13 protein-coding genes are annotated in these 14291 nt (G+C 62.8%); 2 read left to right on the forward strand and 11 right to left on the reverse strand.

Annotation, left to right across the window (positions count from 1 at the left end):
• Window positions 1-56: 56 nt before the first annotated feature.
• Entirely contained in the window at window positions 57-509 is a 453-nt protein-coding gene (locus B0G77_RS07940) for a MerR family DNA-binding transcriptional regulator (protein ID WP_133661628.1), read from the reverse strand.
• Between the two features lie 182 nt (window positions 510-691).
• Here B0G77_RS07940 and B0G77_RS07945 point away from each other — a divergent pair, with 182 nt between their 5' ends.
• Window positions 692-1762, forward strand: coding sequence for an MBL fold metallo-hydrolase (locus B0G77_RS07945; protein WP_133661629.1), 1071 nt, complete (start codon window positions 692-694; stop codon window positions 1760-1762).
• An 83-nt stretch (window positions 1763-1845) separates the two neighbouring features.
• Here B0G77_RS07945 and B0G77_RS07950 read toward each other — a convergent pair whose 3' ends face one another.
• The 6 genes from B0G77_RS07950 to argS all read right to left on the reverse strand — a co-directional run bounded on the left by B0G77_RS07950 (window position 1846) and on the right by argS (window position 8707).
• Window positions 1846-3432 carry an ABC transporter substrate-binding protein gene (locus B0G77_RS07950; protein ID WP_133661630.1) on the reverse strand — a complete coding sequence of 529 codons (1587 nt, stop codon included), beginning with the start codon at window positions 3430-3432 and terminating at the stop codon, window positions 1846-1848.
• A gap of 225 nt (window positions 3433-3657) precedes the next feature.
• A complete protein-coding gene (locus tag B0G77_RS07955) occupies window positions 3658-4473 on the reverse strand; it encodes a helical backbone metal receptor (protein WP_133661631.1) in 816 nt (271 codons plus the stop codon).
• 3 nt (window positions 4474-4476) lie between these two features.
• The gene (locus tag B0G77_RS07960; protein WP_133661632.1) at window positions 4477-5247 is read right to left on the reverse strand and encodes an SDR family oxidoreductase; all 771 of its coding nucleotides are present in this window, start codon (window positions 5245-5247) and stop codon (window positions 4477-4479) included.
• Between the two features lie 19 nt (window positions 5248-5266).
• Entirely contained in the window at window positions 5267-5896 is a 630-nt protein-coding gene (locus B0G77_RS07965) for a thiol:disulfide interchange protein DsbA/DsbL (protein ID WP_133661633.1), read from the reverse strand.
• Window positions 5897-6049: 153 nt separating this feature from the next.
• Window positions 6050-6832, reverse strand: a complete 783-nt coding sequence (locus B0G77_RS07970) for an SPOR domain-containing protein (RefSeq protein ID WP_133661634.1) — start codon at window positions 6830-6832, stop codon at window positions 6050-6052.
• Between the two features lie 84 nt (window positions 6833-6916).
• Window positions 6917-8707 carry an arginine--tRNA ligase gene (argS, locus tag B0G77_RS07975; protein ID WP_133661635.1) on the reverse strand — a complete coding sequence of 597 codons (1791 nt, stop codon included), beginning with the start codon at window positions 8705-8707 and terminating at the stop codon, window positions 6917-6919.
• 404 nt (window positions 8708-9111) lie between these two features.
• On the opposite strand from argS, the gene B0G77_RS07980 reads away from it, so the two are divergent.
• Window positions 9112-9438, forward strand: a complete 327-nt coding sequence (locus B0G77_RS07980; protein WP_133661636.1) for a DUF1840 domain-containing protein — start codon at window positions 9112-9114, stop codon at window positions 9436-9438.
• Between the two features lie 133 nt (window positions 9439-9571).
• Here B0G77_RS07980 and B0G77_RS07985 read toward each other — a convergent pair whose 3' ends face one another.
• The 4 genes from B0G77_RS07985 to B0G77_RS08000 all read right to left on the reverse strand — a co-directional run bounded on the left by B0G77_RS07985 (window position 9572) and on the right by B0G77_RS08000 (window position 14223).
• Entirely contained in the window at window positions 9572-9787 is a 216-nt protein-coding gene (locus B0G77_RS07985) for an acid-shock protein (RefSeq protein ID WP_133661637.1), read from the reverse strand.
• A 144-nt stretch (window positions 9788-9931) separates the two neighbouring features.
• Entirely contained in the window at window positions 9932-12688 is a 2757-nt protein-coding gene (gene metH / locus B0G77_RS07990; protein ID WP_279571346.1) for a methionine synthase, read from the reverse strand.
• A gap of 24 nt (window positions 12689-12712) precedes the next feature.
• Window positions 12713-13783, reverse strand: coding sequence for a homocysteine S-methyltransferase family protein (locus tag B0G77_RS07995; protein WP_133661639.1), 1071 nt, complete (start codon window positions 13781-13783; stop codon window positions 12713-12715).
• A 182-nt stretch (window positions 13784-13965) separates the two neighbouring features.
• Window positions 13966-14223 (reverse strand): DUF3567 domain-containing protein, encoded by a 258-nt coding sequence (locus B0G77_RS08000; protein WP_090527467.1) that lies wholly within the window; start codon window positions 14221-14223, stop codon window positions 13966-13968.
• Window positions 14224-14291 lie beyond the last annotated feature (68 nt).

Genomic DNA, 14291 nt, shown 5'->3' on the forward strand with positions numbered 1-14291 from the left:
TCTCCATTCAATGCTGCGCAATGCAGCGGTTAGTCGCGCGATCTCGCGGCAGACTTTTATTCGGAGGCGGTTTTCTCCTCGCGCCGGGAAAGTGGTCGCGGCGCGCCGTCTTCCGCTTCGGGCCGCGCGCTGCCTTCAAGCAAGCCACGCGCCTGCGCTTCGTATTGCGCCAGATCTTCGAGTGTCGCGTTCAGATCTTCCAACTGCCTTTCGAGCACTTCGCGATGGCGCGTCACCGTCGCGAGGAACGCGTTGAGCTGCGGGACGGTGTCGGTCGGCGATTCGTACAGGTCGAGCAGGTCGCGGATTTCCGACAGCGTGAAGCCGAGCCGCTTGCCGCGCAGCGTCAGCTTGAGCCGTGTGCGGTCGCGGCCCGAATACACGCGTCGCAGACCGCCTGAGCCTTCGCGGCTCGGTGAGAGTAAACCCTGGTCTTCGTAGAAGCGGATCGCGCGCGGCGTCACGTCGAATTCACGTGCCAGTTCGGTGATCGTGTATTGCGTGTTCATCAGAGATGTCCGTCGGGGTGCCCGGCCGGCTGGGCAAAAAACGAATTGGACGTAAGATCGACGTTTACGTTATCGTCAACCTGAACAAAGCGCAACTACGCGACGCACCCGGCGAGTGGCAAACCGTTTTTGTCACGCTTTTGCCGCGTGCGAATCGCGCAAGCAAGGAGAAGACATCCGCAATGAACGCACTTGAACACCAGCTCGACTATCCCTTCAGCGACACACTTCCGGAACCCGGCCAGGCGCTCGAAGTGGCGCCCGGCGTGCACTGGTTGCGCATGCCGTTACCGTTCGCACTCGATCACATCAACCTGTGGCTGCTGCGCGACCAAATCGACGGGCAAGAAGGCTGGACGATCGTCGATTGCGGGGTTGCGACCGACGCGATCAGGACGAACTGGGAAAAGGTGTTCGATACGGTGCTGGACGGCTTGCCGGTGTTGCGCGTGATCGTCACGCATTGCCATCCGGATCATCTCGGCCTCGCGGACTGGATCTGCACTGGCGGCGACAGGAAACGCTGGGAGGTACGGCTGTGGATCTCGCTGGGCGAGTACATGCTGGGCCGCGTAATGGCGGCTGGAGACGGTTCGAACGCAGGCGGGGAGGGGGCGGCCCGTCACTTCGCGCGGCACGGTTTGTCCGATCAGGCGTCGCTCGACAAGCTGCGCAATCGCACAAGCTACTACTCGAATCTTGTGCCCTCGATACCGCGCCAGTACCGGCGTATGCGCGAGGGCGATGCGCTCGCGATCGGCGGCCGTACGTGGCGGATCGTGACGGGCTACGGTCATTCACCTGAACATTGCGCACTGCATTGCGACGAGACCGGCCTGCTGATTTCCGGCGATATGGTGCTGCCGCGCATTTCGACGAACGTGTCGGTGTTCGACATCGAGCCGGAAGGCAATCCGCTTGCGCTCTATCTGGATTCGCTGAAACGCTACGAAACAATGGCCGCTGACACGCTCGTGCTGCCGTCGCACGGCAAGCCGTTTCGCGGTGTTCATACGCGTATCGGACAACTGCGCGATCACCATGATGCGCGGCTCGCCGAGGTGCGCGCCGCATGCGCAGAAAAGCCGCAGAGCGCAGCCGATATCGTGCCGTTGATGTTCAAGCGTCAACTCGATATTCACCAACTGACGTTTGCGATGGGTGAGGCGCTCGCGCACCTGCATCTGCTGTGGCTCGCGGGTGAGTTGAAGCGCACGCATGACGCGGATGGTGTGATCCGGTTTTCTTCGTAGTCGTCGCCGCGCGGCAATGCGCTGCAACGAAACAGGCCCGGTGCATCGCAACCGGGCCTGTTTTTTATGCGCAAGACATTCTTTTACTGCACGTTCACCGTCGTAAAGTTCTGCCGGCCGAACGGGCTCACGTTATATCCGCTTACGTTTGTGCGCGTGATCGCTGCCGCAGTCGGATACCCAAGAGGAATCCAAAGCGCCTGATCGTGGATGATCTTCTGCGCCGCTTCATACGCCTTCGCACGCTTTGCCTGATCCGGCGTGGCCTTGCCTTCGGCGATCAGCTTGTCGAGCTGCGGATCGCAATAGCGCGCGAAGTTGATCCCTGACTTCACCGCATTGCAGCTAAAGAGCGGCGACAGATAGTTGTCCGGATCGCCATTGTCGCCAGCCCAGCCCATGAACAGCGTGTCATGCTGGCCCTGCTTCGCTTCCTTGATCAGTTCGCCCCACTCGATCACCTTCACCTCTGCCTTCACGCCGATCTTCGCGAAGTCTGCCTGCAACAGCTCCGCGCCGGCCTTCGGATTCGGGTTCAGCACGCTGCCGTTCGGACGCACCCAGATCGTGGTCTCGAAGCCGTTTGCGAGGCCCGCATCGGCGAGCAGCTTCTTTGCCTTCGCGACATCGTACGGGTACGCCTGGATCGACGTGTCATAGCTCCAGGTGTTCGGCGGATAGGGATTGGTCGCGGGCGACGCCGTGTTGTCGAACACGGTTTTCAGGTACGTCGGGCGATCGAAAGCCATGTTCAGCGCCTGACGCACCTTGGGATTGTCGAGCGGCTTCTTCTCCGTGTTCAGGGCGACGAACGCCGTCATGAACGCCGGAGTCTGCACCACATTAAGCGCCTTGTCGGTTTTCGCATCGGCGACGTCCTGCGGCTTGGGCGACAACGCGATCTGGCATTCGCCTGCCTTCACCTTCTGCGCGCGCACCGTTGCATCCGGCGTGATCGCGTAGATCAGGCGATCGATCTTCGGCTTCGGGCCCCAGTAGGTGTGGTTCACGTCATAGCGGATCACCGCGTCTTTCGTGTAGCTCTTCAGCACGAACGGGCCGGTGCCGACCGGCTTCGCGTTCAGGTCGACCTCTTTGCCGGCCTTCAGCAACTGGTCCGCATATTCGGCGGAATAGATCGATGCGAAGCCCATCGACAGGATCGGCACGAAGGTCGCGTTCGGTTCGTTCAGTTCGAATTTGACGGTGTTGTCGTCGACCTTCGAGACGGACTTGACCAGCTTCACGAGACCCATCGACTGCGCGTGCGGGAAGCCGCTCGCGCCCGCCACCTTGTGCCACGGGTTGCTGTCGTCGAGCATGCGCGCGAAGGTGAAGACGACGTCGTCGGCATTGAGCGCGCGGGTCGGCTTGAAGTAGTCGGTAGTCTGGAACTGCACGTTCGGGCGCAGATGGAACGTGTAGGTGAGGCCATCGGCGCTGACGTCCCAGTTCCCGGCGAGCGCGGGCACGACTTTCCTTGCGGCTTCATCGTATGAAACAAGCGAGTTAAAGATCACATCGGCCGATGCGTTGGTCGTGACGAGCGAGTTGAACTGGACGACATCGAAGCCGTCCGGGCTCGATTCCGTGCAGACGGTCAGCGATTTGGCGAGGACGAGCGCGGGCGCTGTAGCGAGCAGGGCGGCAGCGAGCAGTTTGAAGCGCATAGGATCTCCGATAGCAATCGTGGTCGGGCAGTTCGTCGGATTCATTGCATGACGGCAACCGGCGCGGCTGCACATCTTTTTATTCTGGTACGTTTTTGGCTCGGGCGCTGCGTCCAGTCTGGCGCACCCGCCTGGGAGAAAGCTTATCGAAGGGTGGTTGCAGCGACAACAACTTAATCGGCATATCCATATTGGGCGCGCACTCGCGCCTGCGATCGCCCCGGCTTAACCGGCCGATGCGAGCCTCGCCAGATAAGCCACTCCTTCGATTGCCCGCACGCCGTACCAGGACACCAGTTCGCCGTCGATCAGCTCGACGCGTTTCCCTGCCAGCCGTGGGTCGCGCTCGAGCGCAGCGCGATGAGCTTCGGTGAAGCGATACGGCTCGCTCGACAGCAGCACCCGATCGACTCCGGCGAGCCATGGTGCGTCGAGATCGAAGACAGGATAGCGGTTTGCGCCTTCGCGCCCCCCATGCGCCGCCGGCAGTGTCTGCCAGTTGACAAGCCGAAGCATCGCCGAGATGTAGGTGTTGCGCGCAACCGTCATCCATGGGTCGCGCCAGATCGCGTACAGCACCTGCTCCGCAGGCCACGCGTGTTGCACGGTTTCCTGCAGCCTCAATTCGAGCGCTTCTGACAAGCGCTGCGCCTCGGCGCTGCGATCGAAGATCGTGCCGAGCAGCCTGTAGAGTGCGAAGTTGTCCTGCGGCGTCAAGGGATGCGTCACGACGACGTGCGGAACGAAGGCGCGCAGGATATCGACGGTTTCTGCTTCGTTCTCGTCGATGTTGGCGATCAGATGGGTGGGATGCAGCGCGCGGATCGCATCGACCTTGACCGCCTTCGTGCCGCCGACTTTCGGCACCCGGCGCACAAGGTCGCGCGGGTGCACGCAAAACCCGGTGCGCCCCACGATCTGCGAGTCGAGCCGTAGCGCGAACAGCAACTCCGTGATGCTTGGCACGAGCGAGACGATGCGTGCGTCGGGCGCGGCCGGTTCGTGCACGACACCTGCTGCGTCGACCGCGCACGTGCTCATCGGCTATTCGGACGCACGCGGCTTGCGGGGCGCCTTTTCGAACAGCATGTCGTAGAGCCAGCGCGGCAGCACATGCAGCACGGCCGCGGCGAAGCGCATCTGCCACGGATAGACCGCAAACGACGCCTTGCGGGCGATCGCGTTGGCGACCTTCGCCGCAAAGCGGTCGGCATCCATCAGGAAAGGCATCGGATACGGATTGCGCGCCGTCATCGGCGTGCGGATATAGCCGGGCGCGATGGTGACCACGGCGACGTCCTGTGGCCGCATTTCGACGCGCAGCGCTTCGAGATACTTCTGCGCCGCCGCCTTCGAGGCGCTGTAAGCGCCGGACCCCGGCAGCCCGCGCACGCCCGCGACGCTCGCAATGCCGACCAGCGTGCCCTTGCGCGCGGCGACCATGGCGTGCGCGAACGGCTCGAAAGTGGCGACCATGCCGAAGTAATTGACGTCCATCACGTCGCGGAACGTATGGAGATCGCCGTGGCCGGTGACCGCGCCGCGACTGATGCCGGCGTTGGCGATCACGACATCGGGGCAGCCGTATTGCGCGATGAACTGTTCTGCCGCGGCGGCAAGCGCGTCTGCGTCGCGGACATCGGCGGGATAAATGGAGATGGGATGCTGCGGGTGGGCCTGCTGAAATTCGGCGAGCGCGTCGCCGCGACGGGCGACGAGGCCGAGAACAGCGCCGCGCCGCGCGTATTCGGCGGCGAGCGCGAGGCCGATGCCGCTCGACGCGCCGGTGATGAAAACCTTCAACGGTGTACTCATGCCGGCGCGTGCTGTGTCACTACATCTTCTTGGCGCGGACCTGCGAGACGAGGGAATCCAGCACCTGGATCGTGCCCGGCAGGCTGTTCGTCGCGGCAGGACCGGTTTCGTACTTGCCCTGCACAGCGAGCGTCGGTACGCCGTCGATCTTGTAGTCTTCCATCAGCTTCTTGTCGCGTTGCAGCGCGCTCTGCGTCGAGAACGAGTTGTACGCATCCATGAACTTCTTCGGATCGACGCCGTTCTTCGCGAGGAATTTCGCCTGTTCTTCCGGCGTCAGCAGGTAGTTCTTGTTGACGTGGATCTCGTTGAAGATCTTCGGCGTCAGTTCCTGCGCGAGCCCAAGTGCGTCGAGCGCGTGGTACAGCTTCGAATGCGGAATGAAGTCGTCACGGAAGGCAACCGGCACGCGCTTGAATACGACGTCCGGACCCTGCTTCTTGACCCATGCTTCAAGGTACGGGTCGAACTCGTTGCAGTGCGGGCAGCCGTACCAGAAAAATTCGGTGACCTCGATTTTGCCTGCGGGCACTTCGACCGGCTGCGGCGTTGACAGCACGGTGTAGTCCTTGCCGGCAACCGGCGCCGCCTGCACTGCGCCTGCGACGAGGCCCAGTGAAAGGAAAAGAATGCTGAGCAGTTTCTTCATGTTCTGTTGACCTGTTAAGGCTGAGTACGGAGTAACGGTGACTGGCGCTACGCGCCTGCACCTGTTTCGACCTGGACGGCAGGCGCACCCTGCGTAAGACCCGCACCGCGCGCCGAAGGTTCGGGGGCGCAGCGGGCTTTACGTTTCGGCGGATTACTGTTTTGTGAAGCGGATCACAGCGGTATCGACGCCCGCATCCGACAGGCGCTGACGGGTTGTGTTCATGTCCTCGAATTTCGAGAACGGTCCGATGCGTACGCGATAGTACGTTACACCGCCCGCATCGCGCTCCGTGACCTTAGATTCGAAGCCCTGGAAGCCAAGGCGCGCGCGTTGCTGCTCGGCGTCCGCAGAAGTCTTGTACGCGCCGACCTGCAGGAAGTAGCCGGTGTTCGCGTCTGCCGCCGTGGGGGCGGGCGTGGGCGTTGGACCGGCCTTCGGCGCCGATGTCGCGTTGTTCGCGTACGCGGTGGCGCCACTGCCTCCCGGAGCGGTCGATGCCGTTGGCGGCTTCTTCGCCGGTGCGGCGTTGCTGCCCATGTTATCGGTCGCGGCTTTCGGCGCAACAGCGACACCGTTCGCATTCGACGGCGGCACTTCGACGATCTGCGGTTCTTCGAGCATGCCCGACGATTGCGTCTGGTTCGTCGTTTGACCCGGCGCGGTGTTCGGGGGCGCGGGCTGGGCGGCCTGCGGCACCGGCTGGCCAGGCGTCTTGCCTTGCAGCGGGCGATTCGGATCGTATTGGGGCTGGCTGGCGCCCGTGTCCGATGCGGCGGGCGGCGCGACCTTCGACACAAATGGCGTCGGCGCGCGCGTGATATAGAGCGCCACCACCACCGCGATCGCCAGGCCGACGATCAGGCCCAGCACGATACCGAGAAAAGTACCCCCGGTCTGTTTAGACTGCTTTGTTGTGCGGCGTGGTTTTGCCATCGTCTGAATCACCTGCCAAAGAAAAAAGAGTCTGGAACGACCGTCGATTATAACGACGGCCGCACCCATGCCGAACCACGGGGGTTACATCTTTTCGGGAGCAGAGACGCCGATCGTCGCAAGACCGTTCGCCAGCACCTGACGCGTCGCCGTGAGTAGCGCTGCGCGCGCGTTGCGTGCCGGTTCGTCGTCGACGAGCACGCGTTCGGCCTTGTCATTGTAGAACGAGTGAAATTCGCCCGCGAGGTCGCGCAGATAAAACGCGACCGCGTGCGGCGCCAGTTCGCTCGCCGCATGTTCGAGCATGTCCGGAAACTCCGCGAGCTTCTGCAGCAGCGCGAGCGAGCGCTCGGTCGACAGTGGCGCCAGGTCGACGGTCGGCAGCACGGCTTCGTCGGCGTTATAGCGCGATTTCCATTCGTTGAGCACCGAGCAGATCCGGGCGTGCGCGTATTGCACGTAATACACCGGGTTCTCGTCGTTCTGCTTGAGCGCGAGATCGATGTCGAACACGAACTCCGTATCGGCCTTGCGCGAGATCAGGAAGAAGCGCACCGCATCGCGACCCCGGCGGATCGTCGCTTCGTCGAGCAGGTCCGGCGACGTTTCCGTGCCCGGCGTCGCGCCGCCCGACCATTCGATCAGATCGCGCACCGTCACGTAGCTGCCCGCGCGCTTGGAGATCTTCACTTCCTGACCATCACGCATCACGGTGACCATCTTGTGCAGGATGTAGTCGGGATAGCCCTTCGGAATGCCGATGCCGAGCCCCTGCAGACCGGCGCGCACGCGCGCAATCGTGCCGTGGTGATCCGAGCCCTGCACGTTGATGACCTTCGTGAAGCCGCGTTCCCACTTCGCGACGTGATAGGCGACGTCCGGCACGAAGTACGTGTAGGTGCCGTCGGTCTTGCGCATCACGCGGTCCTTGTCGTCGCCATCGTCGGTGGTGCGCAGCCACAGCGCGCCTTCCTGCTCGTAGGTCTTGCCGGCGGCGATCAGCGCTGCGACGGTCTTCTCGACGCGGCCTTCCTCGTACAGCGACGATTCCAGATAGTACTGGTCGAAGTTCACGCCGAACGCCTGCAGATCCATGTCCTGCTCATGACGCAGATAGGCCACCGCGAAGCGGCGGATCGCGTCGAGGTCTTCGACGTCGCCCGCACCCTTGACCGGCTCGCCGTCCTTCGCGGCGACCGTTTCGCCGTTCAGGTAGTCATGCGCGATGTCGGCGATGTACTCGCCGTTGTAGGCGCTTTCCGGCCAGGCGTCATCGCCGGGCTTCAGGCCGCGCGCGCGAGCCTGGGTCGACAGGGCGAGTGTCTGGATCTGGACGCCGGCGTCGTTGTAATAGAACTCGCGATGAACGTCATAGCCCTGCGAAGCCAGCACGTTCGACAGTGCATCGCCGAGCGCCGCCTGACGGCCATGGCCGACGTGCAGCGGGCCGGTCGGATTGGCCGACACGAATTCGACCAGCACGTGCTTGCCTGCCTCGCGCGCCGAATGGCCGAACGTCTCTTTTCCGGCAAACACGGCGCGGACAACCGCCTGCTTCGACGCAGCGGACAGACGCAGGTTGATGAAGCCAGGCCCCGCCACTTCCGCGCCTTCAACCAGACCCTGAGCCGCGGGGTGCGCGAGCACGGCGTCGACGACCTGCTGGGCGAGCTGGCGCGGATTCGCGCGCAGCGGCTTGGCGAGTTGCATGGCGACGTTGCACGCGACGTCGCCATGGGCCGCGACCTTCGGCCGTTCGAGCGTAATGGCGGGCGCGACGAAGGCCGCATCGGCTGCGCCCTGGGCCGCTTCAGCGACCTGCTTTACGGCGTCGGCGAACAGTGTTTCGAGGGTTTGTTTGTGTGCAGGCAGCATGCTTGTTGCGAGTCCAGTGAGACAGTCCGTGTAATCGGGAGCGGCCCCGGCTGTACGCGGTGCGCGCAGCCAGTCCGTCAAATGGGGGAAAGCGGGCGCCGCACCGGCTCTGGGCTCGCATCCAGACTGGCATGGTGGCCGTCATCGGCGCTGTCAGGCATTCGCCTGCGACGCCGGCCGCAGCGGGGTGGGCAGGCAAGCCGGTCGTTCCGGCGATGGTTGTCCGGCGCAGCGGGGCGCGCTTTTTCCGTCCAGACGAATTTTAGCAGGTGCTAATATGTCCAATGAGATACCCGGCAAGAGCCGGGTCAGCCGGTGCATACGATCGAGCCGGTGGGGCCAGTGCGGAAGCGTCCTGATGGCCGCCGCACGCGCGGGTCCAACATAACGAAAAGGGAACTGCCATGTTGATTACGTTCAAATGCCACGCCTGCCCGGACGTGGTGATGCTGGAGAATCTCGCCCAGTATCTCGTCGGCATTGTCGGCAAGCGGCTTGGCCAACGCGGCGTCATCAGCCACGACGAACTCGAAGTCGCGATCGCGAAACTCGAAGCCGCTATCACTACCGACAAGAAGGAACGTGCCGAGCACGATGGCCACTTCCATGAAGGTGAAGAAGGCCGCGAGCGTCATGAGGTTCCAATCGGCCTCGCGCAGCGGTCGTTCCCGTTCCTCGACATGCTGCGCGCGGCGCAGAAGGAAAATACGGACGTCCTCTGGGGCGTTTGACTTCGCCGCCGGACACCGGGCGGCGCGCGAAACGCGCGGTGAGGCCGGCGTGCCGGCACCGCCTGTTTCGCTGAATCGATGAAAAAAGAGCCCGCTGCAAGCGGGCTCTTTCGTCTGGGTTGCGTCACGCTGCCTACTGGCTGGCGCCTTCCGCCGGCGCGGCCATCGGCGCTGAAGCTCCCTTCTTCGTCTGCTTTGCCTTCTTCGGCTTTTTCACATGCTTTTCCGTGGGCGCTGAGTATGAGCTGACCGCGCTCGCCTCGGTCGGTGCCGCGGGTTGCTGCGCCCGCGCCATCGAGGCGCCGAAAGCCAGCGAAAGTCCAGTCAACAACAGCGTCAGCTTCTTCATACGGGTTTCTCCGGGTCGATTGCAAGTCGTTGAGCCGACGCGTTTTTCTGTCGCGTCTGGCAGGGTCAGGCCGTTGCAGTCTACAAAGACGAAAAACCCGCTGCCGGAAATATTCAGGCTATGGCTGGCGATATAGTGGGGCGCCTATAACTGTGGCGCCAAGGCCCGCTCAGCATCGGCCTTCGACAGGTTCATCCGCTTCGCGTAGTCGTCCAGCTGGTCCTGGCCGATTTTGCCGACTGAGAAGTAGGTGCTGTCCGGATGCGCGAGGTAGAAGCCCGATACGCTCGCCGCAGGCAGCATTGCGAGCGATTCGGTCACACTCATCCCCACCTCGTCGGCGCGCAGGACGCTGAACATGTCGCGCTTCACGAGGTGATCCGGGCATGCCGGATAGCCGGGCGCCGGGCGGACGCCGCGATACTTCTCGTGGATCAGGTCTTCGTTGGACAGCGTCTCGTCGCTCGCATAGCCCCACAGGTCGCGCCGCACGCGGGCGTGCATCGCTTCGGCGAATGCTTCCGCGAAACGGTCGGCGAGCGCCTTCAGCATGATCGAGCTGTAATCGTCGTGGTCCTTTTCGAACTGCTTTTCCTTCGTTTCCACACCCAGACCGGCCGTCACCGCGAACATGCCGATGTAGTCGGCGAGGCCCGAATCCTTCGGCGCGATGAAGTCGGCGAGCGACCGGTTCGGCCGCATCACGCCGTCGACGACCGGCCGCACGCTCTGCTGGCGGAGGTTGCGCCACGTGAGCGCAACTTCGGAGCGCGATTCGTCGGTGTAGATCTCGATGTCGTCATCATTGACCGTGTTGGCGGGCAAGAGGGCGATCACGCCGTTGGCCTGCAGCCAGCGTCCCTGAATCAGGCGTGCGAGCATCGACTTCGCATCGGAAAACACGCGCCGCGCCGATTCGCCGACAACCTCGTCGTTCAGGATCGCCGGGTAGGGGCCGGCGAGGTCCCACGTCTGGAAGAACGGCCCCCAGTCGATGTAGTTCGCCAGTTCGTTCAGATCGAACTTCCTGAACACGCGGCGGCCGATGAATTTCGGCTTGGCGGGCCGGTAAGCGGCCCAGTCGATCTTCGTCTTGTTGGCGCGCGCCTCGGCAAGCGTGACCATCGGCTGAGCCTTGCGGTTCGCGTGCTGGTCGCGGATGCGGTCGTAATCGGCCTTCAGGTCTTCGAGGTACTTTGCCGCGCCCTGGTCCGACAACAGGCTCGACGCCACCGACACCGAACGCGACGCATCCGGCACGTACACCACCGGCCCTTCGTAGTTCGGTGCGATCTTGACGGCCGTATGGACGCGCGAAGTCGTGGCGCCGCCGATCAAGAGCGGAATCTTCTTCACGCGGAAGTAGTCATCGCGCTGCATTTCCGAGGCGACGTAAGCCATCTCTTCGAGGCTCGGCGTAATCAGTCCCGAGAGACCGATGATGTCCGCGCCTTCCACCTTCGCTTTCGCGAGGATGTCGTTGCACGACACCATCACGCCCATGTTGACCACTTCGAAGTTATTGCACTGGAGCACCACCGACACGATGTTCTTGCCGATATCGTGGACGTCGCCTTTCACGGTTGCAATGACGATCTTTCCCTTCGCGCGCACATCGCCGCCGGCCTCGGCCAGCAGCTTCTTCTCTTCTTCGATGAAGGGGATCAGGTGCGCGACGGCCTGCTTCATCACGCGCGCCGACTTCACGACCTGCGGCAGGAACATCTTGCCCTGCCCGAACAGGTCGCCGACGATGTTCATGCCGTCCATCAGCGGACCTTCGATCACGTTGATCGGGCGGCCACCTTCGGCGGCGATTTTTGCGCGGGCTTCCTCGGTGTCTTCGACGATGAAGTTCGTGATGCCAAGCACCAGCGCATGCGCGAGACGCTTTTCGACCGGCTGGTTGCGCCACTCGAGGTTCTCTTCCTTCTTCGCGGCGCCGGTCTTGAATCTGTCGGCGATCTCGAGCAGACGGTCGGTGCCGTCCGGACGGCGATTCAGCACCACGTCTTCGACGCGTTCGCGCAATTCCGGATCGAGGTCGGCATACACGCCGAGCTGTCCGGCGTTGACGATGCCCATGTCCATCCCCGCCTGGATCGCGTGATAGAGGAACACGGTATGGATCGCTTCGCGCACCGGATCGTTGCCGCGGAACGAGAACGACACGTTCGACACGCCGCCGCTCACCTTCGCGTACGGCAGGTTTGCCTTGATCCAGCGGGTCGCGTTGATGAAGTCGACCGCGTAGTTGTTGTGTTCTTCGATGCCCGTGGCGATCGCGAAGATGTTCGGATCGAAGATGATGTCTTCCGGCGGGAAACCGACTTCGTTCACGAGGAAGTCGTACGAGCGCTTGCAGATCTGCGTCTTGCGCTCGAACGTGTCGGCCTGCCCCTGTTCGTCGAAGGCCATCACGACGGCGGCCGCGCCATAGCGGCGGATCAGGTTCGCGTGATGACGGAATGCCTCTTCGCCTTCCTTCAGCGAGATCGAGTTGACGATCGCCTTGCCCTGCACGCACTTCAAACCCGCTTCGATCACTTCCCATTTCGACGAGTCGATCATGATCGGCACGCGCGCGATGTCCGGCTCCGACGCGATCAGATTCATGAAGCGCACCATGGCCGCTTTCGAATCGAGCATCGCTTCGTCCATGTTGACGTCGATGACCTGCGCGCCGTTCTCGACCTGCTGACGTGCAACCGCAAGCGCTTCGTCGAACTGGCCGTTGAGAATCATGCGGGCAAACGCCTTCGAGCCGGTCACGTTGGTCCGTTCGCCGACGTTGATGAAGAGCGCGCCAGAGGTGACGTTGAACGGCTCGAGGCCGGAGAGGCGCATGGTGTGATCGGTCATGTCTTGTGCCTGATTCGGTTGTGTGCGTCGGTGCGGTATTGAGGGTAAGGCGTGAAGCGCTCGTCAGGCGGCGTCGCGGTATTGGGTTGGCCATTTGCGCGGCTTGATGTCCGCCAGCGCCTGCGCGATTGCGGCGATGTGCTCCGGCGTCGTGCCGCAGCAGCCGCCCGCGATGTTCACCAGTCCCGCTTCGGCGAATTCCTTAAGCAAGCCGGACGTATCGGCGGGCAGCTCGTCGAAACCGGTGTCGCTCATCGGATTCGGCAGGCCAGCGTTCGGATAGCACGATACGTACGTGTCGCACAGCTTCGACAGTTCCGCGATGTACGGGCGCATCAGCGCCGCACCCAATGCGCAGTTCAGACCAAAGGTGAGCGGTCTCGCGTGGCGCAGCGAATTCCAGAACGCTTCGACCGTCTGCCCTGACAGGATCCGGCCCGACGCGTCGGTTACCGTGCCCGAGATCATGATCGGCAGACGCTCGCCTGTGTTTTCGAACAGTTCGTCAAGAGCGAACAGGGCAGCTTTGGCGTTCAGCGTATCGAAGATCGTTTCGACGAGGAACAGATCGACGCCGCCGTCTAGCAGCGCCTTCGCCTGCTCGTAATACGCGGTGCGCAGTTCGTCGAACGTCACGTTGCGAGCTGCCGGATCGTTCACGTCTGGAGAAATGCTCGCGGTCTTCGGCGTCGGTCCGATTGCGCCCGCAACGAAGCGCGGCTTGTCGGCTGTCGAGTATTTGTCACAGGCTGCGCGCGCGAGCCTTGCCGACTCGAGATTCATCTCGGCCGCAAGGCTCTCCATCCCGTAGTCGGCCTGCGCGACGGTCGTTGCACCGAACGTATTTGTTTCGACGATATCGGCGCCCGCCGCGAGATATTGTTCGTGGATCTCGCTGATGATCTGCGGCTGGGTGATCGATAGCAGTTCGTTGTTGCCCTTGATGTCGCGTGAAGAGTCTTTGAAACGCTCGCCGCGATAGCGCGCCTCGTCGAGCTTGTAGCGCTGGATCATCGTGCCCATCGCGCCGTCCAGGATCAGGATGCGCGACTTCAGAAGCGCGGGCAGCGTCGCGCCGCGTGTATAAGCGGCGCCGGGTCCGGCTGGAACAACGGATGGAGCAGGCTGGTTCATGGCTGGCAAGGGCTTGCGCCGAAATATGCGGGAAACTCGTCATTGTAGCCGCAGCACGGCGGCTCCGCCCCGCCCGTGCCCGCATGGCGGGCGGGCACGGGGTGTCGTTTGCGGGAATGCAATAAAAACCCCCCGTCCGGCGTGCCGAACGGGGGTTCAGGGGGTGTCGCCAGGGCGACGTGTCAATGAAGGATGACCGGCTGATGCATCAGGCTGTCGAACTGTCCGAGGAATTCGTCTACTTCGTCGAGTGACGGCTCGTCTTCGATCAGCTTTTGCACATGTTCACGAAAACGCGCCGCCATTGCGCCGTCGATGTAGATTTCGCGCTGCATGGTCTTGTCAACAATCTCGTAGCCACCGGAACGCATGGCGAGATGCCCGTCTTCGGGCGGAAACTCGACAACACAATAGTTGGGGCTGTTATAGATCATCTGCATGGCGACACTCCTTATATTTCCGTTGGCTCCTTGGCCGTTCCTGTGCCGTATATGGAGCATAGGGTTTG

The sequence above is a fragment of the Paraburkholderia sp. BL10I2N1 genome, assembly GCF_004361815.1.
In the GTDB taxonomy this organism is placed as follows: Bacteria; Pseudomonadota; Gammaproteobacteria; order Burkholderiales; family Burkholderiaceae; genus Paraburkholderia.